Origin of the sequence: Pseudomonas sp. CFBP 8772 (assembly GCF_014841665.1) — a bacterium.
Taxonomy (GTDB): Bacteria; Pseudomonadota; Gammaproteobacteria; order Pseudomonadales; family Pseudomonadaceae; genus Aquipseudomonas; species Aquipseudomonas graminis_B.
The window spans coordinates 77,805-101,914 of sequence record NZ_JACYUI010000002.1; the positions used below are offsets into that span (position 1 = coordinate 77,805).

Here is a 24,110-nt window from a genome sequence, read left to right on the forward strand (position 1 = left end):
TCGGAAACAACACACGCCACTCATCACAGCAGGAGAGTCAAATCATGGCATTCACGTCATCCCGTAAAGCGTCGTTGCAAAGCATGGAAGCCGAGATCGAGAGTCTGCTCAAGTCGCTGGAAGGCTTGAAGTCCGACGCTTCCGACGAGTCGCGCAAGACCCTGAAAAACCTGAAAGCCAACGCTGAAAGCGCGCTGAGCCATTCGCGCAGCCTGTTGAGCGATGTCTACGAAGACGTCAAAGTCAAAACTCGCGAAACCAGCGTTGCGACCCGTGATTACGCCCAAGAGCACCCTTGGACCACCGCAGGCGTCGCCGTCGGCGCAATCGGCCTGCTGGCAGCCTACCTGCTGTGCAAGCGCGGCTGATCAAGCCCGCCCCGATCGCTCGAGTTCCTGCTTGAGCCATCGAGCCAGGTGCTGAGCGCGCCCATCGGCAGCGCGCTTTGGTACCCATAACGCCAGCTGCGCCGGGGTTTCACTGAATCCCCATGGCGCAGCCAGGCGTCCGGCCTTCAAATCCTCAGCCACCAATGGCTCTGGTGCGATCGCAACCCCCAGGCCCGCGACGGCCGCCTCCAGTAAATAATACAAATGCTCGAAATCCTGTCCGTAGCTCAGCGCGTCGGGCTCGATGCCGTTTTGCGTCGCCCATGTCGGCCAGGCTTGCAGCCGCGATGTGGTCTGTAGCAAGGGCTCACCCAACAGCGCGTGGACCGGTGCGTGCCGTAGCTCGTCGAACCGTGCGAATCGTGGACTCATCACCGGCCCGATGCGCTCGCTGGCAAGCTCGAAGACCTGCATGTCCGCAGGCCACGGCGGCTCGGCGAATATCAGCAACGCGTCCAGCCCCGGGCGCCGTGGGTCGAGGTCTCCTTCTCCCGCGGACAAATGCAGGCGCAGGTCGGGGAGGTCGGCATTCAGGCGCCCCAGCCGCGGGATGAACCAGCGCGCCAGCAAGCTTCCTGAACAACCCAGTACGAACGGCGCATCTGCGCTGCCCTGGCTAAGCTCGGCACAGACGGTGCGCAGACGGTCGAACGCTTCAGCGCTCGCGTCGCGCAGACGGATCCCTGCATCTGTGAGTTTCAGGCCACGACCTTCCTTGATGAACAGGCCAACGCCCAAGTGCTCTTCCAGCACTTTCAGCTGACGACTCACGGCACCATGGGTTACGTGCAATTGCTCGGCCGCCTGACTGACGCTGTTCAGCCGGGCGGTGGCTTCAAACGCACGCAGGGCGTTGAGGGGCGGAAGATCTCGGCTCATGGGATAGGTGAGTTTTCCTGACAGGTTGCGCCGATCTTATCGGTTTTCATCGTCGCTGGCGCTGGTTAGAGTGTGATCACTGCCTGACGGCTCATCCAATTCGCATCCCCGGAGGTCCACATGACCCAGACCCAGACACAAAATGCCTACAGCAGCGGCCCGGACGACCGCGGTATGTTTGGCGGGTTCGGCGGCCGATATGTCGCTGAAACGCTGATGCCGCTGATTCTTGATCTGAGCCGCGAGTATGAAATCGCGAAGACTGATCCATCATTTCTCAACGATATTGCCTACTTCCAGCGCGACTACGTGGGCCGTCCCAACCCGCTGTATTTCGCCGAACGCCTGACCGAATACTGTGGCGGCGCGAAGATTTACTTGAAGCGCGAAGAGCTCAACCACACCGGCGCGCATAAGATCAACAATTGCATCGGCCAGATTCTGCTGGCGCGGCGCATGGGCAAAAAACGCATCATTGCCGAGACCGGTGCCGGCATGCACGGCGTTGCAACGGCGACGGTCGCCGCGCGCTTCGGGCTGGAATGCGTCATCTACATGGGCACCACTGACATCGAACGTCAGCAGGCCAACGTATTTCGCATGAAGCTGCTGGGTGCCACGATCATTCCGGTGGTCTCCGGCACCGGCACGCTGAAAGACGCCATGAACGAGGCGCTGCGTGACTGGGTCACCAATGTCGACAGCACCTTCTACCTGATCGGCACCGTCGCCGGGCCGCATCCTTACCCGGCCATGGTCCGCGATTTCCAGGCCGTCATCGGCAAGGAAACACGTGTACAGATGCAGGAGCATGAAGGTCGCCTGCCGGACAGTCTGGTGGCGTGCGTTGGCGGTGGCTCCAATGCCATGGGCCTGTTTTACCCGTTTCTGGATGACAAGAGTGTGCGCATCATCGGCGTGGAGGCGGCTGGTCACGGCATCGAAACCGGCAAGCACGCCGCCAGCCTGAACGGCGGCGTTCCGGGCGTGCTGCATGGCAACCGTACTTTCCTGCTGCAGGACGACGATGGCCAGATCACCGACGCCCACTCGATTTCAGCCGGCCTCGATTACCCAGGCATTGGTCCTGAGCACGCCTGGTTGCACGACGTTGGCCGGGTCGAATACACCTCCGTCACTGACGACGAAGCGCTGGCTGCCTTCCACCGATGCTGCCGCCTCGAGGGCATCATCCCGGCGCTGGAAACCGCTCACGCCCTGGCTGAAGTCTTCAAACGCGCACCATCGCTGCCAAAGGATCACCTGATGGTGGTCAATCTGTCCGGTCGTGGTGACAAAGACATGCAAACCGTGATGCACCACCTTGATTTGTCCCAGCAGGAGAAACACTGATGAGCCGCCTGCAAACACGTTTTGCCGAACTGAAAGAACAAAATCGCGCAGCCTTGGTGACCTTCGTCACCGCAGGCGATCCGGGCTATGACACCTCGCTGGCTATTCTCAAGGGATTGCCGAAGGCAGGTGCCGATGTGATCGAACTGGGCATGCCATTCACTGACCCGATGGCCGACGGCCCGGCGATTCAGCTGGCCAATATTCGCGCACTCAACGCCAAGCAAAATCTCGCAAAAACGCTGCAGATGGTGCGTGAGTTTCGCGAAGAGGACAGCACAACGCCACTGGTACTGATGGGTTACTACAACCCGATTCATAATTACGGGATTGAGCGCTTCATCTCCGAAGCCCATACCTCGGGCGTTGACGGATTGATCGTGGTGGATCTGCCGCCAGAGCACAACGCCGAGCTGTGCGACCCTGCGCAGGACGCTGGCCTGGACTTCATTCGTCTGACCACACCGACCACCGATGACGTTCGTTTGCCTACGGTGCTCAACGGTAGCTCAGGTTTCGTCTACTACGTGTCGGTAGCGGGTGTGACGGGTGCGGGCTCGGCAACCATTGATCACGTCAAGGATGCTGTGCAACGCCTGCGCCGCCATACCGATCTGCCAATCAGTGTCGGCTTCGGGATTCGCACGGCTGAGCAAGCAGCAGCCATTGCGCGCGTGGCCGACGGTGTTGTTGTCGGCTCGGCATTGATCGACCAGATCGCCAATGCGTCTTCGCCAGAACAAGCAGTCAGCGGCGTGCTGGATTTGTGCGCGCAGTTGTCGGAAGGGGTGCGTAAAGCCCGCGTAGCCGAAGGTAAAGTTTCTGATACAGAGGAATCTCGTTCTCTGGCAGCACACTAAGCCGTACAGCGAAGGGGTTCAGGACCACGTTCTGAACCCCTTTTTGCTGCCCGTATTGGCTCAGGAGCGCGCTACATGAAAGTCTCGAATCGTTTGATCGCCGGGTTGGGTGTGTTGATGCTCAGCGCCAGCGCGCTGGTTCAGGCTGCACCACCGGATCAACGCGGCGGCGATGACAATGGCCCCGGCCAGCATCAGGACCACGGCCAACCCAATGGTCCGCAGGGCGGTCCGCAGGGCGATCGCGGCAACGGCAATAACAACGGCAACGGCAACGGCAACGACCATCGCAACGAACCGCGCACCGATAACCGTGGCAACAACCAGCGTGGCGGGCGTCCTCCTGCCGACTTCGGCGACGTGCGCCGGACCATCACCGAGCACCGGGAAGTCATCGGTCGCGGTCAGCCACTGCCTCCCGGCGTCCACATCGTCAAAGGCCACCCGCTGCCACGCGGTTATGGCCGTCGACTGGACCAACGCTCGCTGCAATACCTGCCGCAATACGATGGCTACGAATGGCGCCGCCTGGGCCCGGACGTTGTGCTGATCGCAATCGGCAGCGGAATTGTTTATGAAATCCTGGATGGCGTGCTGAATTAAGGCTCCTCCGAATCGCGTCCGTCCATGCACGTGAGATGGACGCAAAATCTGTAGGAGCGCGCTTGCCCGCGAATGCGTTGTGTCAGCAGTGCAAATCGCAATGCCCCATGCATTTAGCAGGCAAGCGCACTCTAAATAGGGATCAGTAGTTAGTCATATCACTCTAGCCAGAAAACTGGCCCACGCCCCCCCTCTACCTGTTTGTTCATATCCACTTCCGGGATGACCCCTATGGGTCGTCGGCGGGGGAAGGCGTGGCCTCCTGCGAGGTTTGCGTACTGGATTGACTGGTACTCGCGGCGGCGCGGGTATCGGAGGCGGGGGCGTAGTAGCGGCATTTGGCACTGGCAGTGGAGTTGCTGCGGGTGCGGGTGTCCATGTCGGTATAATCGTACCCGCTGGCACGGGCCCCAAAATGCTATTGGTAATATCGTTAAAAAGATTTCCGATTCGATCGGCGATCATACCGGTCGCACCGCTTCCAACAGCTGCAATTGTTGATGCCGCATCCACTCGCGATCGCCATCCGTTAGCAACAGCCTTCATATGCTCATTGCCGATGACAGAAGCAGTTGCCATAAAGGTCTCTGTTTTCATCATAATTAAAGCTTCTGTGACCGGGTTACCAGCGGATTCAAGAATTTCAGTCCAATACCGCTCCCTTACTTCATCATTTGCCATGACCATGAAAACTGAATTCAGCGTCCAAGCATCCGCGGAATAGCCGAGGTACGCTAAAACCTTGTTGTGGCTCTCCCATGCCTCTTGATGATTTATATCTCTATTGACTACGCCTTGACTTTTGTACTGTGCGTTGAGCACATCCAAGTAAGCTTGAGCCATTCTGTCATAGACAAAGCGAATCGAATTTTCCGTAAATCGGGCGCCGTCGCGCTACGCAGTTAGCCGTAGAAAGCTAACCGCCGCCGAGCCCGATGGCGAATGGGGGTCAATAATACCTCCAGCAAGTGCTGCATATTTATAGCCATAGGATTGAAGTGCCCCATACATAAGTTTAGGGGATTCGTGTTTAAGCAATATATTCAGCCTATCAATATCATTTTTATTCAGCTGCGCAGGCATTATTCAGTCCAACCCATTAAATGTGTGACAGTCATATTAACCAGCCAAAGCTGTAGTATCTGAAAAAGAAAAGCAGGAAATAAGCAATCAAAACTGCCCTGCATACGTTAAGACAGACAATAATAAGCTTTCTGTTCAAGCGCTCGCCAAGCCATCGCCAAGTCGCTATCAAGTTCACCCTTGCATTTATCAGCATCTTCGTAAGCCGGATTAGCATGGTGAACTCCTGCATGACAATTAGCTTTGACAAAAGTGGATGCAGTGATCCCGATTGCCATACCCCAGTTGCATGTAGGAAATAATCTTAAGTGACTGCAGTTGTAAACCTCACCGAGTCCGACAAGTCTGTAGGAATCTTCTGGAATGAAAATAAATTCTGGGAGGCCAACGGCCCCGCAATGATCCGCCACCAAACCGGTGTCGGTATGTTTCTGATAACGCCTTTAAACCGCAATCGACGGCAGGGCCTTGCCCTTCAGCAAATCCCCGCTCAACGCCTGCTCACTTCTTAACCAATCCACAAATCTTTGGACGATCTGCACGCGGCGTTTGCGTTGCGGCAGGACGATGTAATAACCGTATCCGGAGACGGCGCTGGCTTCGATCGGGCGGCACAACAAGCCCTGCTCCAGCAAATCATCCACCAGGTGTCGCCAGCCGATGGCCACGCCCTGGCCGCCGATCGCCGCTTGAATCATCAGCGTGTAGTTGTCGAATCGCAGCTGTCCCGGCGCGGGTGCCTGGAGGATATTCAGGGCGCGGAACACGCCACTCCAGTCAAACCAGTTGTTGCCGCCTTCGCCACGAAGGTGCAGCAGCGCGAAGTCTTTCAGCGCCTCAGTGGGCAGGGGCAGGTCGCGCCCCTTCAGCAATTGCGGACTGCACACCGGGAACACCTCCTCGCTGAATAACCAGTGGCTTTCACCCTGCTTGAATCGCCCGTCACCGAACAACACGGCCACATCGATATCCGCGCGCAGCATGCTGTGACTGCGTTCGCTGGTGACCAGGCTGACGTCGACGTCGGGGTTGTCCTTGTGGAAACGGTGCAGGCGCGGCATCAGCCAATAGGCGGCGAAGGCGAAGTCAGTCGCCACTTGCAGCACCTCGTGCTGATGCTGCTCGGTGATCGCGCTGAGGCCAGCGTCCATCGACTCCAGCCCGGTCTGTACGTGATTAAACAGGATCTGCCCGGCGTCCGTCAGCTCGATGCCGCGGTAGATGCGATCAAACAGCCGCGTCGCCAGTTGCTCCTCCAGCCGCTTGATTTGCTGGCTGATGGCCGGCTGAGTGGTGCCGAGCTCGATGGCCGCAGCGGTAAAGCTGCGCAACCGTGCGGCGGCTTCGAAGCCGCGAAGTAAATCCAGCGACATGACACCAAGGGCTTCAAACATAAGCTGTACTTATCCTAGGCATTGCCTCTCATGGGCTTTACCGCAGACGGCATGGGCACCATCCTCGGTCGGAGCACTTTCGCATAAATAATGACTATGGGATGCCGCGAATACATGAAGCGCAAGAACATTCTTTTCATCATGGCCGATCAGATGGCCGCGCCCATGTTGCCGATGTACGCCTCTTCTCCCATCAAGATGCCCCACTTGAGTCGCCTCGCTGCTGAAGGCGTGGTGTTCGACGCCGCCTACTGCAACAGCCCGCTCTGCGCACCGTCACGCTTCACTCTGGTGAGCGGTCAGTTGCCGAGCAAGATCGGCGCCTATGACAATGCGGCTGATTTCCCCGCTGATGTGCCGACCTACGCCCACTACCTGCGGCGTCTTGGCTATCGCACCGCACTGTCCGGCAAGATGCATTTCTGCGGGCCTGATCAATTGCACGGCTACGAAGAACGCCTGACCAGCGACATCTATCCGGCCGACTACGGTTGGGCCGTGAACTGGGACGAACCGGACGTGCGCCCGACCTGGTACCACAACATGTCATCGGTGTTGCAAGCGGGACCTTGCGTACGCACCAATCAGCTCGATTTCGACGAAGAAGTGGTGTTCAAGGCTCAGCAGTATCTGTTCGACCATGTGCGCGAAGACGGCGATCAGCCGTTTTGCCTGACGGTGTCGATGACCCATCCCCACGATCCGTACACAATCCCCAAGCCTTACTGGAATCTGTACAGCGACGAAGAAATCCCGATGCCCCATGCGCCGTTGGCCCAGTCCGAACTGGACCCCCATTCCCAGCGCCTGCTGAAGGTCTATGACCTGTGGGACAAACCGCTGCCCGAGCAAAAGATTCGTGATGCGCGCCGCGCCTATTTCGGTGCCTGCAGCTACATTGATGACAACGTCGGCAAACTGCTGAAAACCCTGGAGGAAACCGGCCTGGCCGACGACACCATCATCGTGTTCTCCGGCGACCATGGCGACATGCTGGGTGAGCGCGGGCTCTGGTACAAAATGCACTGGTTCGAGATGTCGGCGCGGGTGCCGCTGCTGGTCTACGCTCCGGGGCAGTTCAAGGCCGGCCGCGTGCAGGCTGCAGTGTCCACCGCCGACCTGTTGCCGACGTTTGTTGCGTTGGCGGATGGTCAGCTGGACGCTGGCTTGCCGCTCGATGGGCGCTCACTGCTGCCGCATCTGCAAGGCGAGGGTGGTCACGACGAGGTCTTCGGCGAGTACATGGCCGAGGGCACCAACAGTCCGCTGATGATGATTCGTCGCGGCGCGTACAAATTTATTTATTCGGAACGGGACCCCTGTCTGCTGTATGACGTGCGCAACGATCCGAAGGAGCAGGAAGAGCTGAGTCGATCCGAGGCTCATCGCGACCTGTTCGCTGCGTTCCTGGCCGAAGCAAAGGCCAAGTGGGACATTCCGGCGATACACCACCAGGTGCTCGCCAGCCAGCGTCGTCGGCGTTTCGTCGCCGAGTCGCTGGCCATCGGCAAGCTGAAGAGTTGGGATCACCAGCCGCTGGTCGACGCCAGTCAGCAGTACATGCGCAACCATATTGATCTGGACGATCTGGAGCGCAAGGCCCGTTATCCGCAACCTTGAACCCTGCCAACACTTAGAAAACCAAAAAGGGGCACACCATGAATAAGCTGTTCACCACGCTGGCGGTTGGGGTCTTGAGTTTGAGCAGCGTCGTGGCCTATGCCGCCGACGCTAGCTGCAGCACCGTGCGGATGGCCGATCCAGGCTGGAGCGATATCGCCGCGACCAACGCCACTGCAGGCTTTTTGCTCGATGGCATGGGCTACAAAACCAAGATCGACACCCTCGCGGTGCCGATCGCCTATGGCGGCCTGAAGGATGGGCAACTCGACGTTTTCCTGGGCAACTGGATGCCGGCGCAGCAGGGTTTCTACGACAAGTTCATCGCCACGGGTGACGTGACGCAATACGCGAAAAATCTGGAAGGCACGGAGTTCACCCTCGCCGTCCCTGATTACGTGTATGACGCAGGCGTCCACAACTTCGCCGACCTCAACAAATTCGCCGACAAATTCCACAAGAAAATCTACGGCATCGGTTCGGGGGCTCCGGCCAACGCGTCGATTCAGGAAATCATCAAAAAGAACGAGTTCGAACTGGGGGACTGGAAGCTGGTGGAGTCCAGCGAGCAGGCGATGCTGGCCGAAGTGCAGCGCAACGTGAAGAAGGGGGAGTTCGTGGTATTCCTCGGCTGGACGCCGCACCCGATGAACGTGCAGGTCAAAGGCATGCACTACCTCAAAGGCGGCGAGAAATACTTCGGCGATACCGGCAGCGTCTACACCGTGACCCGCAAAGGTTACGCCGACGCCTGCCCGAACGTGGCCAAGCTGCTTTCCAACCTGGTCTTCACCCAGGACATGGAAAACTCGATCATGCAAACCGTGGTGGATAAGAAGGTCAGCAACACCGAAGCGGTGAAAGCGTGGCTGAAAGCCAACCCGGCGGTGCTGGACAAATGGCTGAGCGGCGTGAAAACCGTTGACGACAAAGATGCGCTGCCAGCGGTGAAAGCCAAGTTGTAAGCGCCGACGAGAAGCACACTCCTACAGGGCTAATATCAGTCTGTAGGAGTGGAGCTTTATTCGTTCTGCGCCATCAGCCGTCGCAGTTCCGCCAGCACTGGCGCCGATTCCGGTCGCACGCCGCGCCACAGGTAAAACGCCTCGGCAGCCTGCTCGACCAACATCCCCAACCCATCCACTGCCTGCCCGGCGCTGTGTTCAGAGGCCCAGCGGCAGAATGCGGTTGGCTCCTTGGCGTACATCATGTCGTAGCAGAATGTCACGCCCGGCTGAATCAGACTGGGCGAAATCGGCGGTACTTCCCCCGAAAGGCTGGCCGACGTGGCATTGATGATGATGTCCACCGGTTCCTCCAGCCAGTCGTAGCCTGCGGGCAGCACCGGACCGACGTCGGCGAATTCCTGAGCCAGCTGTTCAGCCTTTTCCACGGTGCGGTTGGCGACCACCAGCACGTAGGGATCTTCCGCCAGCAAGGGCTCAAGTGCGCCACGCACTGCACCGCCAGCCCCTAGCACGAGAATGCGTTTGTCCTTGAGCGTGACGCCATGACTGACCTTCAGGTCCCGAACCAGGCCTGCTCCGTCCGTGTTGTCGCCGAGCAGGCTGCCATCCGCTTGAACGGCGAGGGTATTGACCGCGCCGGCACGACGGCCGCGCTCGGTCAACTGATCGGCCATCCGGTACGCTTCTTCCTTGAAGGGCACGGTGACGTTGGCGCCACGGCCTGTCTCGAAAAACGCCCTGGCGAAGGCGGTGAAGCCGTCCAGCGGCGCGAGTGAGGTCTGGTAGTCGAGCGCCTGACCGGTCTGCTCGGCGAACAGGCGATGGATCAGCGGGGATTTGCTGTGGCCAATGGGATTGCCGAAGACAACGTACTGGTCAGTCATCACTGGGCCGCCTCAGCCAGCCAGTCGCGATCCTGCAGAAAATATTCCGTCAGGCGTGCTTCCTCACTGCCCGGCTCGGCTTTCCAGTCATACCCCCAGCGCACTTGCGGCGGCAGCGACATGAGGATCGATTCAGTGCGGCCACCCGATTGCAGCCCAAACAAGGTGCCGCGGTCGTACACCAGATTGAATTCCACGTAACGCCCACGGCGGAACTCCTGAAACTCACGCTGCTGCGGCGTGTACGGCGCGTCCTTGCGGCGCTGAACGATGGGCAGATACGCCTCGACGAACGCATCTCCGATGGCACGGATGAACGCGAAGCTGGTGTCGAAATCCCACTCGTTCAAGTCGTCGAAAAACAGTCCGCCGACGCCGCGCGGCTCATTACGGTGCTTGATATGGAAGTAGCGATCGCACCACGCCTTGTAGCGGGGATAGACGTCAGCCCCGAACGGCGCGCAGGCCTGTTCGGCGACGCGGTGCCAATGAACGCAGTCTTCCTCGACACCGTAGTAAGGCGTCAGGTCAAAGCCGCCGCCGAACCACCACACCGGTTCTTCGCCTTCTTTCTCTGCGATGAAGAACCGCACATTGGCGTGGGCAGTTGGCACGTGAGGGTTGTGCGGGTGCATCACCAGCGACACGCCGAGGGCTTCGAAACCACGCCCTGCCAGTTCCGGTCGATGTGCGCTGGCCGACGGTGGGAGGCCGGCGCCGAAGACATGGGAAAAGTTAACGCCGCCTTTTTCGAGGATGTGGCCGTTCTCGATCACCCGGGTTCTTCCGCCCCCGCCCGCAGGCCGTTCCCAGGCGTCTTCGACGAAACGGGCGCTGCCATCTTCGGTTTCCAGGGCGGCGCAAATGCGGTCTTGAAGATCGAGCAAGTAGGCTTTGACGGCATCGGTGCGAAAGGACATGGCGGTACCTGCATAAACTGAAACGTGCGTCGGGGGCGGGATTGGATCGGCCTTGGCGTTAATGACACGCCTCGCTGAGCAAATCCCGTCGGCGAAATTCGGCCCGTAGCATATCACCGGCTTGGCGGATGCCGCAGTTGACGAAGCGACGACGAAGGAGTCCGATAGAGCCCTTTCGCATCGACAGTCATACTCTGCAAGTCCGATCCATGACGGAGAAAGCAAATGGCAAAACGTATCCAGTTCAAGGCTTATGGCGGTCCCGAAGTGCTTGAGTACGTGGACTTCGAACCCGCGGCGCCAGGCCCGAAAGACGTGCTCGTGCGTAACAAGGCGATTGGCGTCAACTTCATCGAGACCTACTTTCGCAGCGGCCTGTACCCGGCGCCTTCGTTCCCATCGGGGTTGGGTAACGAAGGCGCTGGCCTGGTTGAAGCGGTCGGCAGCGAAGTCACCCACGTCAAAGTCGGCGACCGGGTGGTGTACGGCACAGGCCCGCTGGGTGCATACGGGGACGTTCATGTAACGCCGGCCGCTAACATCGCCAAACTGCCTGACGGCATTAGCTTCGAGCAGGGCGCCGCCGTCATGCTCAAGGGCCTGACCGTGCAGTACCTGTTTCGCCAGACCTACGAAATCCGTCCTGAAGAAACCATCCTGTTTCACGCCGCTGCCGGCGGGGTGGGATCGATCGCCTGCCAGTGGGCCAACGCCTTGGGCGTCAAGCTCATCGGCACGGTCAGCTCGGCAGAAAAGGCCGCACACGCTAAGGCCCACGGCGCATGGGAGGTGATCGATTACAGCAAGGAGGACGTCGTTCAACGTGTACTGGAATTGACCGATGGCAAGAAGGTCCCGGTGGTCTATGACGGCGTGGGCAAAGACACGTGGGAAACCTCTCTGAATTGCCTGGAATTACGCGGCCTGCTGGTCAGCTTCGGCAATGCGTCAGGCGCAGTGACCGGCGTGAACCTGGGGGTTCTCGCTCAGAAAGGCTCGCTCTACGTCACGCGCCCGACATTGGGCTCCTACGCGAACACCCCGGAAGCCTTGCAGGCAATGGCCGATGAAGTGTTCGAAATGGTCGCCACCGGCAAGGTGAAGGTCGACGACATCCAGAAGTTTGCCCTCAAGGATGCCGCGAAGGCCCACACCGAACTCTCCGGTCGCAGAACGGTGGGGTCGATCATTCTGGTGCCTTGATCACACCCGGCCAGACGGTGGAAGGGCATTACCCCGCCCTTACCACCTCAGCCGTGACCAGATCCCGTATCACACTCGGATTGCGGCGCCCGCCGAGACTTCCCCCCAGAACCAAGTCCAACTGCTCGTGGAAATACTGCTCGACCCGCAGCCGGGAGCGGGCGGCAGGGCGGCCGGTGGGGTTCGCGGAAGTCGACACCAGCGGGCCGGTCAACGCGCACAGCTCCCGGACGATGGGGTGATCGCTGACGCGAAGGGCGACGGTGTCGTGCTTTCCGGTGATCCAGTCCGGCAACAGGCCTTGATGGGGAACCAGCCACGTATTCGGTCCCGGCCAGGTGCTGGCCATGCGATCGATCCACAGCTCAGGGAAATCCTCGAAGAGGAAATCAAACTGACGGATGTTGTCTGCGATCAGGATCAAGCCCTTATCAACCGGCCGCGCCTTGATTGCCAGCAGGCGATACACCGCCTCCGCATCCCAAGGGTCACAGCCCAACCCCCACACCGCTTCGGTTGGATAGGCAATCACCGCCCCGGCCCGAATTTCTCGTGCGGCTTGCTGCACTCGCCAACTGCTGACCATCGTCCGTTCTCCCAAATTACGCAGGCGGGCAGTTTAACCTCAGCGTGCCCGGGCAAACCATCGCCCGGCTTCGCAAGCCACGCTGCTGTCGAGTTCCAGCTCGGTCAGCGCCGCCAGGACTTTTGGCAAAGGCCAACCGCTGTTGTGGGCCAGCGCCTCGCCGGTTTGCGGCGCTGCGTGCAAGAGGGCGAGAAGCGGATGGAGCGGCGTCGACGGCTTATCAACGACCTCATGGCTCGGCGCAATGTTTTTCCAGCCCTGCAGCGCCTCAAGAATATGGTCGATGGTTTCCACCAGCACCGCCCCTTCACGGATCAACTGGTGACACCCCCTGGCGCCCGGATGATGGATCGAGCCGGGAATGGCGTAGACCTCACGACCCTGTTCGGCGGCAAGACGTGCCGTGATCAGCGATCCGCTGGCGACGCTGGCCTCGACCACCAGCACACCCAGGGACAAACCGCTGATGATTCGATTGCGCCGGGGAAAGTTGCTGGCGTGGGGACCTGCGTCCAGTGGCAGCTCGGAGATCACCGCGCCGCCGTCGGCCACCATGCGCGCTGCAAGCTGGCGATGCCGCTGTGGATAAAGTTTTTCGATGCCCGTGCCCAGCACGCCGATTGTCCCGCCTTTTACGTCCAGCGCACCTTGATGCGCGGCGCCATCGATACCCAGCGCCAACCCGCTGGTGATGACAAAACCGGCACCTGCCAGGCTCCGCGCGAACGCTGCAGCGGTGTCGAGTCCGGGCTTGGACGCGCGTCGACTGCCCACCATTCCCAACTGCGGACGATCAAGCAAAGCGCGGTTTCCGGCGATGAAAAGCAGGGGCGGCGGATCAGGGATTTCTGCCAGCAACGCGGGGTAGTCAGGGTCGTCCCACATCAGCAAATGCTGGCCCGGGCGCTCTAACCAGGCCAGTGCCGCGCTGGCGCCGTCGCGTACTTCGGGGCTGCGACGGGCCTCGGCACTGGCCGCCGGCAGACGTAAAGATCGCCACGCTGAAGCCGGCGCACTCAATGCCGCGCCGGCGCTGCCGAACGCATCGATGAGGGTGTGGAAACGTTTTGGGCCGACTTCCGGCAGCCGATGCAAACGCAAGCGTGCTTCCAGCTCGGCCGGCGACTGACCGGCCTTTTCGAACAACGGCATGTGATCTTCCTTGATCCGTGGTCCACCCTATTCAGTGAACCAAGCTGTGGATAAGTCTGTTAACAACAATTTGATAAGTGAAGCATGCCGGTGGAGAAAAGTGAGTTACAGCTGATACATAGCATTACGGATTGCGGACTTTGTCCTGCACCGCCAGAGATCGAGTTGCGTGCAGCACCATGCCATAGCTCAGTCGCTCGTACGTGCGAAAGACCATCAGCAGTCCGGAACGCTCGTCGGGAATTTTGACTTGATCACCGTTGACCCGGTCGCGCACCGTCTCACCGGTCTTGTAGATCGCCAACACGTTGCCTTCGGCCAAGCCATCGAGCCGTCCACGGTCGATGGTGACCACGTCGAACTCGCCGATCTGGGTCACGCCCCGAGGCACGTCGATGATGTTGCCGTCGACTGGCTGCTGAGGTTCGCTGGGGACAAAAGTGGAATTGATTCGGCGCTCTTCGCTGACAAAGAGGCGGTCGCCAAGGCGCACTTCCTGGGTCGAACGCTGCATTTGCAACGTCGCCACATCACCTTCCGTGGCGATGACTTCGCCGCTGCCGATGTCATCGGCATTGATGCCCAGCACCACGCCGGTGACCGGATCGACGTAGGTCTTGCCCTTGCGATAGATGCCGTACGCCACATGGCTCGGCTCGAACTGTCCGCGCGCATAGATGCGGTCACCCGCGCCACTGAGCACCCGCTCGCCAGGACCGGCCACGACATGGGGCGCGGCTTCGAACTGGCTGGCGTTATCGATGATCCGGTTGTTCAGCAGAAAGGCATTGATTGCGCCCAGCGGTATGGTCGGAATCGCCTCGGCAATCGGCGTACTGCGCACACGCGGGGACAATTTGATGGTGCCCCGGGACGCGCCGCGATTGACCACGATGCGTGGCTGACCATCGACGTAAATCAGATTGAGCGTATCGCCGGGGTAGATCAGATCAGGGTCGTGAACCTGTGGATTGGCGCGCCAGAGCTGCGGCCACTTCCAGGGCTGATTGAGAAATTTTCCGGAAATGTCCCAAAGTGTGTCACCGGCGACGACGGTGTAACTCTGTGGATGGCCATCCCTGAGCTGTACTTGCGCCTGGACAAGGCCGGTCGCGGCCAACAGCAGCAGGGCGAGTAGTGATTTCCTCATGCGGTGAATCCCTTTATCATGTTGGCTTCGCGTGAAACGCTGAGTCTTGCGAGACTTCCCGTTTTACTAGGGCTGCAGCTTGTGACGTCCCAAGCCTAGCAGCCGATTTTGACTTTACCCTACAGTGCATCCCTTACGCATATGGCCATTCTAAACATCCTCGAATTTCCCGATTCGCGCCTGCGCACCATCGCCAAGCCGGTGGCTGAAGTGGACGACGGCATTCGCCAGTTGGTCGACGACATGTTTGAAACCATGTACGAAGCCCCCGGCATCGGTCTGGCCGCGTCGCAGGTTAACGTACACAAGCGCGTGGTGGTGATGGATCTCTCCGAAGATCGCAGCGAGCCGCGGGTGTTCATCAACCCCGAGATCGAGCCGCTGACCGACGAGATGGACCAGTACCAGGAAGGCTGTCTGTCTGTTCCAGGTTTCTACGAGAACGTGGATCGCCCGCAACGGGTCAAGGTCAAGGCGCTGGACCGTGATGGCCAGCCCTATGAATTCATCGCCGAGGGCCTGCTCGCCGTGTGCATCCAGCACGAATGCGACCACCTGAACGGCAAGCTCTTCGTTGATTACCTGTCCAATCTCAAGCGCGACCGGATCAAGAAAAAGCTGGAAAAACTCCACAAGCAAAACGCCTGATCCCGCCATCCTCCTTTCTACCGTAGGAGCCCGAGTGCCCGCGATAGCGACCTGTCCTCCGCCGCATTTGTCGGCCGACACCACGCCATCGCGGGCAAGTACGTTTCTACAGCCTTACTTCAAGAGAAGCCCATGACTGAGCCACTGCGCATCGTGTTCGCCGGCACCCCGGAATTCGCCGCCGAGCATTTGAAAGCCCTGCTCGACAGTCCCCATGACGTCATTGCGGTGTACACCCAGCCAGATCGCCCGGCCGGTCGTGGTCAGAAGCTGATGCCCAGCCCGGTCAAGCAGCTTGCCCTCCAGCACAATATTCCTGTCATGCAGCCGCCTACCTTGCGCGCACCCGAAGCCCAGGCCGAGCTGGCTGGGTTAAAGCCGGACCTGCTGGTCGTAGTCGCCTATGGCTTGATCCTGCCGCAGACCGTGCTGGATATCCCGCGTCTGGGCTGCATCAACAGTCACGCCTCGTTGCTGCCACGCTGGCGTGGTGCTGCGCCGATTCAGCGCGCGGTGCAGGCGGGCGATGCCGAAAGCGGCGTGACGGTCATGCGCATGGAAGCGGGCCTGGACACCGGCCCGATGCTGCTCAAGGTGACGACCCCGATCACAGGCGACGACACCGGCGGTACGCTGCACGATCGACTTGCCGAGCTCGGCCCACCTGCAGTGATTCAAGCCATTGCAGGGCTGGCGGACGGCACGCTGGTTGGCGAAGTGCAGAACGACAGCCTCGCCACTTACGCGCACAAACTGAACAAAGACGAAGCACGCATCGACTGGACCCGCCCGGCCGTTGAGCTGGAGCGACTGGTACGCGCCTTCAACCCATGGCCGATCTGCCACACCACGCTCAAGGGCGAATCACTGAAAGTGCTGGCCGCGCAGATCGCCGACGGGGAGGGCACGCCCGGCAGCATCATCGACGCAAGCAGAGACGGCCTGCTGGTCGCGTGCGGTGAAGGCGCGCTGCGTCTGACCCGTCTGCAACTACCGGGCGGCAAACCTCTGGGCTTCGCTGACCTGTTCAACAGCCGCCGCGAGAAGTTCGCCGTCAGCACCGTTCTCGGCCAAGCGGTGGATGCGCAATGAACCCGCGTCTGGCCGCGGCCAAGGCACTGGCTGCCGTACTGAGCGGCAAGGCATCTCTGAACAGCTCTCTGCCCACGCAACTGGACAAGGTTGAAGACCGCGACCGCGGCCTGACTCAGGACCTGGCATTTGGCACCGCGCGCTGGGAGCCAAGGCTGTCCGCGCTGGCGGCCAAGCTGCTGCAGAAACCATTCAAAACCGCTGATAACGACGTGCAGGCTTTATTGCTGGTGGGTCTGTATCAGCTGTTCTATTCGCGAATTCCTGCCCACGCCGCTATCGGCGAAACCGTGGGCTGCGCTGACAAGCTGAAAAAACCGTGGGCAAAAGCGTTGCTCAACGCTGTGCTGCGTCGTGCTCAACGGGAAGGCGAGGCATTGCTGACGGAGCTGGAACACGATCCGGTGGTGCGTACTGCTCATCCACGCTGGCTGCAAAAAGCGTTGAAAGCCGCGTGGCCTGAGCATTGGGAAGCGATTTGTGCGGCGAATAACGCCCACCCGCCGATGATTTTGCGGGTCAACCGCCGGCATAAAACCCGTGAGCAGTACCTTCAGCTGTTGCTGGACGCAGGCATTGGCGCAACGCCCAGCACGTTCAGCCAGGACGGCATCGTGCTCACCGAACCGGGCGATGTTCGCTCACTGCCGGGTTTCGCCGAGGGCTGGATCAGCGTTCAGGATGAGGCAGCGCAACTGGCCGCCGACTTGCTGGAGCTGGCGCCGGGTCAACGTGTGCTGGACGCCTGTTGCGCGCCGGGTGGCAAAACTTGCCACCTGCTGGAAGTACAACCGGGCCTGGCGGGCGTGGTCGCAGTGGATCTTGAAGCCAAGCGCATGGTGCGGGTCAAAGAGAACCTTGATCGCCTGGGCCTGAGTGCCGAACTCATCGCCGCCGATGCCCGCGCCACCGACCTATGGTGGGACGGCAAACCGTTCCAGCGCATTCTGCTCGACGCGCCGTGCTCGGCAACCGGCGTGATTCGTCGCCACCCCGACATCAAGCTGACCCGTCAGGCGGATGACATTCCCGCCCTCGCAACGCTGCAAGGCGAATTGCTCGACGCGCTGTGGCCGACGCTGCAGGTTGGCGGGATCTTGCTGTACGCCACATGCTCGACGCTGCCCACTGAAAACACCGAAGTCATCGCTGCATTTCTGGCGCGTACGTCGGGTGCTCGGGAGCTGGACATTGCTGGTCAGCAAGGCAATCCATCGCCCGGTCTGAAACAGCCCCACGGCCGTCAGTTGCTGGCGCAGGAAAGCGGGCATGACGGGTTTTACTACGCCAAACTGATCAAGATTGCGGCGGCGTGAAGACGATTGCCCGGTATGACGGAATCATCATTTCAAGGAGAGACTGATTGAAGATCATCATTCTCGGCGCAGGGCAGGTCGGCGGTACGCTGGCTGAGCACCTGGCGAGCGAAGCCAACGACATCACCGTCGTGGACACCGATCAGGATCGTCTGCGAGCGTTGGGTGATCGTCTCGATATCCGTACCGTCCATGGTCGCGGCTCGTTCCCGACCGTACTGCGTCAGGCCGGCGCCGATGACGCCGACATGCTGGTGGCCGTGACCAGCAGCGACGAGACCAACATGGTCGCCTGCCAAGTCGCCTACACGCTGTTTCAGACCCCGACCAAGATTGCCCGTGTTCGCGAGTCGGCGTACCTGACCCGCTCAGGCCTGTTCGCCAACGGCGCCATTCCCGTGGACGTGCTGATCAGCCCTGAGCAAGTGGTGACCCATTACATCAAACGGCTCATCGAATACCCCAGTGCCCTGCAAGTCATCGACTTCGCCGGCGGCAAGGTGCAGATGGTGGCGGTCAAGGCGTACTACGGCGGGCCTCTGGTGGGCCAGCAGCTGCGTCAACTGCGCACGCACATGCCGAATGTGGAGACTCGCGTCGCGGCTATTTTCCGTCGCGACCGCCCGATCATTCCCCAGGGCGATACGGTTATCGAGGCTGACGACGAGGTCTTTTTCATCGCTGCCAAGGCGGATATTCGCGCCGTCATGGGCGAGATGCGTCGCCTGGATGTGAGCTACAAGCGCATCGTGATTGCCGGCGGCGGTCAGATTGGCGAGCGGCTGGCGGAAGCCATCGAGAACCGCTACCAAGTCAAGATCATCGAGATGAACCCCGCCCGATGCCGTCACCTCTCAGACACGCTGAACAACACGGTCATCCTGCAAGGCAGCTCTTCGGATCGCGACCTGCTCGTGGAAGAGAACATCGATAACGCCGACCTGTTTCTGGCGCTGACCAACGACGACGAGGCAAACATCATGTCGTCGTTGCTGGCCAAACGTCTCGGCGCGAAGAAGGTGATGACGATCATCAACAACCCGGCGTATGTCGATCTGGTGCAAGGGGGAGAGATTGATATCGCCGTCAGCCCTCAGCTCGCCACCATCGGTACGTTGCTGGCCCACGTGCGGCGCGGCGATATCGTCAGTGTGCATTCATTGCGTCGGGGCGCGGCGGAAGCCATCGAGATCGTCGCCCACGGCGATGCCAAATCCAGCAAGGTGATTGGCAAAGCCATCATGCACATCAACTTGCCGCCCGGCACGACCATCGGCGCCATCACACGCGCCGACCAAGTGATCATCGCCCATGACAGCACAGTGATCGAATCGGGCGACCACGTGGTCATGTTCCTTGTGGATAAAAAGTACATCCGCGACGTGGAGCGGCTGTTTCAGGTGGGCTTGAGCTTTTTCTAGAAGCTCAATACCAGCGCTTCTCACCTTCGGGGCGTTTCTTGAATCGCTTCATGGTCCACATGTATTGGCTTGGGTAGGCTCGCACGTACTTTTCAACCACCTTGCTCATGGCAGCTGCCGACGTTGCGGTGTCGGTGCTGTACATGTCGTCCGGCGCGGCTTCGAGTACGACTTTGTAGCCAGAACCATCCTCCAGACGCATCGCATGGAGGAACACGCCAACGGCTTTGCCGCCCGCCAGCATGTTCGGTACGAACTTGCTGGTCAGCGCCATTGTTCCGCAGAAGGGCACAAATATGCCTGCCGACTCAGCGGGTTCCGGGTCCGCCGGAATGCCGACGGCGCCGCCTTTGCGCACTTCCTTGATGACGCTGAGAATGCCTTCCTTGGTCGAGGCTGCAACGCGGTTACCCAACTGGACGCGCTGCTTGCGCAGCAGATCGTCCACGGCCTTGAGCTTGGGTGGCCGGTAGAAAATGATCGGTTTGCACTGGCTGCAGTAGAAGTGGTTGAGCACTTCCCAGTTGCCCAGATGGCTGGTGATACCGACGACGCCCTTGCCCGACGCCAGGGCATCTTTCAACACCTGAAGCCCTTCGACTTCGCGAACCAGATTGATTGACTTCTGCGCCGGCCAGATCCACGCGCAGGCGCTCTCGGTCAGGGTCTTGCCGATGTCCATCAGACTGCGGCCGACCAGTGCTTCGAGCTCTTCAGGGCTTAGTTCGGGGAAGCACTTGGACAGGTTGATGCGCGCGACGTCGCGAGACCGGTTAGGCAACTTCCACATCAGCCAGCCAATGCAGGTGCCGACCCATTGCACTGCGCGCCACGGCAACAGGGCAAACAGGCGCAATGCCCCAACCATCAAGGCGCCTTTGAACTTATCCACAGATCACTCCCGAATACATGAGGCGGCCATTGTAACCGTTCATGGGAGCCGATTATCCACACCACCCGCCAGCTCGGCGTATCGATCGCAGTCAATCGTATGGTCCATCACCATTCCGGTGGCCTGCATGTAGGCGTAACAGATCGTCGGGCCGACGAAGGTGAAGCCGGCTTTCTTCAGCGCTTTGCTCATCGCTTCGGCCTCGGGCGTAATGGCCGGGACTTCGCTGCGGTCCTTGAAGTGATTGACCTTTGGCTTGCCGCCGACGAATGACCAGACGAACGCAACCGGGTCTTCCAGCCGCAGCCAGGCTTGGGCGTTTTTGCGCGCAGCGTTAAGTTTGAGGCGATTGCGCACAATGCCGGGCTCCAGCATCAGCGCTTCGACTTCAGCATCGGTCATCGAAGCGATGCGCTGGACGTCGAAGCCGAACATCACTTCGCGGTAGCGCTCACGCTTTTTCAGGATGGTGATCCACGACAGTCCGGCCTGGAACCCTTCGAGCAACAGGAACTCGAACAGCATCTGCGCATCGCGCAACGGCACACCCCACTCTTGATCGTGGTAGTCCATGTAAAGCGGATCTTCGTTGCACCAAAAGCAGCGTGGCATAGGGCTCCCAAGGGTGGAGGCGCGGCCGAATCGGGTATACTCCCGCTCTTTAAATCGCAGCCCCCCAGTACAGGTGAATTTCGTGAGCCAGCCTACGCCAGCCGTGCGTACCTTCCAAGACTTGATCCTCGCCCTCCAGCAATACTGGGCTGAGCAAGGTTGTGTGGTACTTCAGCCCTACGATATGGAAGTGGGCGCCGGCACTTTCCACACCGCTACATTTCTGCGCGCCATCGGCCCGGAAACCTGGAACGCCGCCTACGTACAACCGAGCCGTCGTCCTACCGATGGCCGTTATGGCGAGAACCCGAATCGCCTGCAGCACTACTATCAATTCCAGGTCGTCCTCAAGCCCAACCCGGACAACTTCCAGGAGCTGTACCTTGGCTCGCTGAAGCACGTGGGTCTTGACCCGCTCGTGCACGACGTCCGCTTTGTCGAAGACAACTGGGAGTCACCCACCCTCGGCGCCTGGGGCCTGGGTTGGGAGATCTGGCTGAACGGCATGGAAGTGTCGCAATTCACCTATTTCCAACAGGTCGGCGGCATCGAGTGCTACCCGGTCACGGGTGAAATCACCTACGGCCTCGAGCGTTTGGCGATGTACCTCCAAGGCGTCGAGTCGGTCTACGACCTGGTCTGGACTGACGGCCCGTTCGGCAAAGTCACCTACGGCGATGTGTTCCATCAGAACGAAGTGGAGCAATCGACCTACAACTTCGAGCACGCCAACGTCGACAAACTGTTCGAGCTGTTCGATTTCTATGAAAGCGAAGCCGTGCGCCTGATCGAAGTGGAGCTGCCATTGCCGAGCTACGAAATGGTCCTCAAAGCCTCTCACACCTTTAACTTGCTGGATGCCCGTCGCGCGATTTCCGTGACGGCGCGTCAGCAGTACATTCTGCGCGTCCGCACCCTGGCTCGCTCCGTGGCCCAGGCGTACCTGATGGCCCGGGCCAAGCTCGGCTTCCCGATGGCCGCACCCGATATTCGCGATGAAGTGTTGGCCAAGCTGGAGGCTGCGCAATGAGTGCTCAAGATTTTCTGGTTGAACTGGGCACTGAAGAACTGCCACCCAAAGCATTGAATACCCTGGCCGATGCGTTCATGGCCGGTATCGAAAAAGGCCTGCAGGCTGCCGGTCTGACCTACAGCGCCAAGCAGGTCTATGCCGCGCCACGCCGCCTGGCAGTTTTGATCACTCAGCTCGCCACCGAGCAGCCGGATCGCAGCGTCAACCTGGACGGCCCGCCACGCCAGGCAGCGTTCGATGCCGAAGGCAATCCGACCCAGGCTGCCTTGGGTTTCGCCAAGAAGTGCGGCGTTGACCTGAGCGAAATCGATCAGAGCGGCCCGAAGCTGCGCTACAGCCAGAGCATCCCTGGCAAGCCAACGTTGAGCCTGCTGCCGACGATCATTGAAGATTCGCTGAACGACCTGCCGATTCCGAAGCGCATGCGCTGGGGCGCGCGCAAGGAAGAGTTCGTGCGTCCGACCCAGTGGCTGGTGATGCTGTTCGGCGATCAAGTCGTCGACTGCACCATTCTTGCCCAGACGTCCGGCCGTGAGTCCCGTGGCCATCGCTTCCATCATCCGGACAACGTGCGCATTTCGTCCCCGGCCAATTACGCCAGCGACTTGCGCGCGGCCCACGTGCTCGCGGATTTCAACGAGCGTCGTCAGTTGATCAGCAAGCGCGTCGAAGAGCTCGCCACGCAACACGAAGGCACCGCCATCGTGCCGCCGGCATTGCTTGATGAAGTGACTGCGCTGGTCGAGTGGCCGGTGCCGCTGGTGTGCTCGTTCGAGGAACGTTTCCTTGAAGTGCCGCAGGAAGCGCTCATCACCACGATGCAGGACAACCAGAAGTACTTCTGCCTGCTGGATGCCGACGGCAAGCTGCTGCCGCGCTTCATTACGGTCGCTAACATCGACAGCAAGGACCCGTCCCAGATCGTCCACGGTAACGAGAAGGTCGTTCGCCCGCGTCTGACCGACGCCGAGTTCTTCTTCAAGCAGGACAAGAAGCAAAAGCTGGAGACCTTCAACCAGCGCCTGCAGAACGTGGTGTTCCAGGCGCAATTGGGCACGGTGTTCGACAAGGCCGAGCGCGTTTCCAAGTTGGCCGCGTTCATCGCGCCCCGCATTGGCGGCGATGCCCAGCGCGCCGCGCGTGCAGGTTTGCTGTCCAAGTGCGACCTGGCGACCGAGATGGTCGGCGAGTTCCCGGAGATGCAGGGCGTTGCAGGCTACTACTACGCCTTGGCCGACGGCGAACCCGAAGACGTCGCACTGGCGTTGAACGAGCAATACATGCCGCGCGGCGCTGGCGCTGAATTGCCAGGCACGTTGACCGGCGCCGCAGTTGCCATCGCTGACAAGCTCGACACACTTGTGGGCATCTTCGGCATCGGCATGCTGCCGACCGGCAGCAAAGACCCGTACGCACTGCGCCGCGCTGCCCTCGGCATCCTGCGCATCCTGATCGAGAAGAAGCTGGATCTCGATCTGGTCAAAACCGTGCAGTTCGCCGTCGCTCAGTTTGGTGTGAAGATCAAACCTGCTGGCCTACCAGAGCAGGTGCTCGAATTCATCTTTGATCGTCTGCGTGCGCGCTATGAAGACGAAGGTGTCGACGTTTCCGTCTACCTGTCGGTGCGCGCCTTGCAGCCCGCTTCGGCTCTGGACTTCGATCAACGTGTTCAGGCTGTCCAGGCCTTCCGCAAATTGCCTGAGGCTGCAGCACTGGCCGCCGTGAACAAGCGGGTTTCGAATCTGCTGAGCAAGGCGGACGGCAACATCGCCCAGACCGTCGAACCGAAGTACTTCGATAACGCCAACGAGTTCTCGCTGTACTCGGCCATTCAGCAGGCAGATCAGGCGGTAGCGCCGATGTCTGCGAGCCGTCAGTACAACGAAGCGCTGACGCGTCTTGCGGCACTTCGCGAGCCTGTAGATGCCTTTTTCGAGGCAGTGATGGTCAATGCGGAAGACGCTGGCGTGCGAGCCAACCGTTACGCCTTGCTCGCCCGTCTGCGCAATCTCTTCCTCGGCGTTGCCGACATCTCCTTGTTGAGCTGACGGC

At 60.1% G+C, this 24,110-nt stretch carries 22 protein-coding genes; 13 read left to right on the forward strand and 9 right to left on the reverse strand.

Features of this window, described 5'->3' with window-relative positions:
* Positions 1 to 44: 44 nt before the first annotated feature.
* Positions 45 to 368, forward strand: a complete 324-nt coding sequence (locus IFT99_RS04060) for a DUF883 family protein (RefSeq protein ID WP_037017008.1) — start codon at positions 45 to 47, stop codon at positions 366 to 368.
* Here IFT99_RS04060 and IFT99_RS04065 read toward each other — a convergent pair whose 3' ends face one another.
* Positions 369 to 1,268: a LysR family transcriptional regulator gene (locus IFT99_RS04065; protein WP_192130574.1), complete on the reverse strand. Its 900-nt coding sequence runs from the start codon at positions 1,266 to 1,268 to the stop codon at positions 369 to 371.
* A 120-nt stretch (positions 1,269 to 1,388) separates the two neighbouring features.
* On the opposite strand from IFT99_RS04065, the gene trpB reads away from it, so the two are divergent.
* From trpB to IFT99_RS04080, 3 genes are all read left to right on the forward strand, one after another.
* Positions 1,389 to 2,621 (forward strand): tryptophan synthase subunit beta, encoded by a 1,233-nt coding sequence (gene trpB / locus IFT99_RS04070; RefSeq protein ID WP_192130575.1) that lies wholly within the window; start codon positions 1,389 to 1,391, stop codon positions 2,619 to 2,621.
* On the forward strand, positions 2,621 to 3,481 hold the full coding sequence (gene trpA / locus IFT99_RS04075) for a tryptophan synthase subunit alpha (protein ID WP_192130576.1): 861 nt from the start codon (positions 2,621 to 2,623) through the stop codon (positions 3,479 to 3,481). Before trpB ends, trpA begins: the two co-directional genes overlap by 1 nt.
* A 75-nt stretch (positions 3,482 to 3,556) precedes the next feature.
* Complete coding sequence (locus tag IFT99_RS04080) at positions 3,557 to 4,084, forward strand: anti-virulence regulator CigR family protein (protein WP_192130577.1); 528 nt, start codon at positions 3,557 to 3,559, stop codon at positions 4,082 to 4,084.
* Between the two features lie 1,526 nt (positions 4,085 to 5,610).
* Here the strand turns inward: IFT99_RS04080 and IFT99_RS04085 are convergent.
* Positions 5,611 to 6,561 (reverse strand): choline sulfate utilization transcriptional regulator, encoded by a 951-nt coding sequence (locus IFT99_RS04085; protein WP_065988006.1) that lies wholly within the window; start codon positions 6,559 to 6,561, stop codon positions 5,611 to 5,613.
* A 114-nt stretch (positions 6,562 to 6,675) separates the two neighbouring features.
* Between IFT99_RS04085 and betC the strand changes: the two genes are divergently transcribed.
* Both betC and choX read left to right on the forward strand, forming a co-directional pair.
* Positions 6,676 to 8,181: a choline-sulfatase gene (betC, locus tag IFT99_RS04090; protein WP_192130578.1), complete on the forward strand. Its 1,506-nt coding sequence runs from the start codon at positions 6,676 to 6,678 to the stop codon at positions 8,179 to 8,181.
* 38 nt (positions 8,182 to 8,219) lie between these two features.
* Positions 8,220 to 9,146 (forward strand): choline ABC transporter substrate-binding protein, encoded by a 927-nt coding sequence (gene choX, locus IFT99_RS04095; protein WP_192130579.1) that lies wholly within the window; start codon positions 8,220 to 8,222, stop codon positions 9,144 to 9,146.
* Positions 9,147 to 9,202: 56 nt separating this feature from the next.
* On the opposite strand, the gene aroE is transcribed toward choX, so the two are convergent.
* Both aroE and hemF read right to left on the reverse strand, forming a co-directional pair.
* Positions 9,203 to 10,033 (reverse strand): shikimate dehydrogenase, encoded by an 831-nt coding sequence (gene aroE, locus IFT99_RS04100; RefSeq protein ID WP_192130580.1) that lies wholly within the window; start codon positions 10,031 to 10,033, stop codon positions 9,203 to 9,205.
* Positions 10,033 to 10,953 (reverse strand): oxygen-dependent coproporphyrinogen oxidase, encoded by a 921-nt coding sequence (hemF, locus tag IFT99_RS04105; protein WP_192130581.1) that lies wholly within the window; start codon positions 10,951 to 10,953, stop codon positions 10,033 to 10,035. Before hemF ends, aroE begins: the two co-directional genes overlap by 1 nt.
* Before the next feature lie 225 nt (positions 10,954 to 11,178).
* Here hemF and IFT99_RS04110 point away from each other — a divergent pair, with 225 nt between their 5' ends.
* Positions 11,179 to 12,156, forward strand: coding sequence for an NADPH:quinone reductase (locus tag IFT99_RS04110; protein WP_192130582.1), 978 nt, complete (start codon positions 11,179 to 11,181; stop codon positions 12,154 to 12,156).
* 28 nt (positions 12,157 to 12,184) lie between these two features.
* Here IFT99_RS04110 and IFT99_RS04115 read toward each other — a convergent pair whose 3' ends face one another.
* From IFT99_RS04115 to IFT99_RS04125, 3 genes are all read right to left on the reverse strand, one after another.
* Positions 12,185 to 12,742 (reverse strand): L-threonylcarbamoyladenylate synthase, encoded by a 558-nt coding sequence (locus tag IFT99_RS04115; protein ID WP_065988020.1) that lies wholly within the window; start codon positions 12,740 to 12,742, stop codon positions 12,185 to 12,187.
* 39 nt (positions 12,743 to 12,781) lie between these two features.
* Positions 12,782 to 13,894, reverse strand: a complete 1,113-nt coding sequence (gene dprA, locus IFT99_RS04120) for a DNA-processing protein DprA (RefSeq protein WP_065988021.1) — start codon at positions 13,892 to 13,894, stop codon at positions 12,782 to 12,784.
* A gap of 124 nt (positions 13,895 to 14,018) precedes the next feature.
* On the reverse strand, positions 14,019 to 15,044 hold the full coding sequence (locus tag IFT99_RS04125; RefSeq protein ID WP_192130583.1) for a LysM peptidoglycan-binding domain-containing protein: 1,026 nt from the start codon (positions 15,042 to 15,044) through the stop codon (positions 14,019 to 14,021).
* Between the two features lie 141 nt (positions 15,045 to 15,185).
* Between IFT99_RS04125 and def the strand changes: the two genes are divergently transcribed.
* From def to trkA, 4 genes are all read left to right on the forward strand, one after another.
* Positions 15,186 to 15,692 (forward strand): peptide deformylase, encoded by a 507-nt coding sequence (gene def, locus IFT99_RS04130; RefSeq protein WP_065988024.1) that lies wholly within the window; start codon positions 15,186 to 15,188, stop codon positions 15,690 to 15,692.
* Between the two features lie 132 nt (positions 15,693 to 15,824).
* The gene (fmt, locus tag IFT99_RS04135) at positions 15,825 to 16,784 is read left to right on the forward strand and encodes a methionyl-tRNA formyltransferase (RefSeq protein ID WP_192130584.1); all 960 of its coding nucleotides are present in this window, start codon (positions 15,825 to 15,827) and stop codon (positions 16,782 to 16,784) included.
* Positions 16,781 to 18,100 carry a 16S rRNA (cytosine(967)-C(5))-methyltransferase RsmB gene (gene rsmB, locus IFT99_RS04140; RefSeq protein WP_192130585.1) on the forward strand — a complete coding sequence of 440 codons (1,320 nt, stop codon included), beginning with the start codon at positions 16,781 to 16,783 and terminating at the stop codon, positions 18,098 to 18,100. The genes fmt and rsmB overlap by 4 nt, the downstream gene beginning before the upstream one ends.
* Before the next feature lie 47 nt (positions 18,101 to 18,147).
* A complete protein-coding gene (gene trkA, locus IFT99_RS04145; protein WP_192130586.1) occupies positions 18,148 to 19,521 on the forward strand; it encodes a Trk system potassium transporter TrkA in 1,374 nt (457 codons plus the stop codon).
* Positions 19,522 to 19,525: 4 nt separating this feature from the next.
* Here trkA and IFT99_RS04150 read toward each other — a convergent pair whose 3' ends face one another.
* Positions 19,526 to 20,413 carry a lysophospholipid acyltransferase gene (locus tag IFT99_RS04150; protein WP_065988029.1) on the reverse strand — a complete coding sequence of 296 codons (888 nt, stop codon included), beginning with the start codon at positions 20,411 to 20,413 and terminating at the stop codon, positions 19,526 to 19,528.
* Positions 20,414 to 20,452: 39 nt separating this feature from the next.
* On the reverse strand, positions 20,453 to 21,025 hold the full coding sequence (locus IFT99_RS04155; RefSeq protein WP_192130587.1) for a DNA-3-methyladenine glycosylase I: 573 nt from the start codon (positions 21,023 to 21,025) through the stop codon (positions 20,453 to 20,455).
* Positions 21,026 to 21,107: 82 nt separating this feature from the next.
* On the opposite strand from IFT99_RS04155, the gene glyQ reads away from it, so the two are divergent.
* Both glyQ and glyS read left to right on the forward strand, forming a co-directional pair.
* On the forward strand, positions 21,108 to 22,055 hold the full coding sequence (gene glyQ, locus IFT99_RS04160) for a glycine--tRNA ligase subunit alpha (protein ID WP_065988033.1): 948 nt from the start codon (positions 21,108 to 21,110) through the stop codon (positions 22,053 to 22,055).
* Positions 22,052 to 24,106 carry a glycine--tRNA ligase subunit beta gene (gene glyS / locus IFT99_RS04165; RefSeq protein ID WP_192130588.1) on the forward strand — a complete coding sequence of 685 codons (2,055 nt, stop codon included), beginning with the start codon at positions 22,052 to 22,054 and terminating at the stop codon, positions 24,104 to 24,106. The genes glyQ and glyS overlap by 4 nt, the downstream gene beginning before the upstream one ends.
* Positions 24,107 to 24,110: the final 4 nt, after the last annotated feature.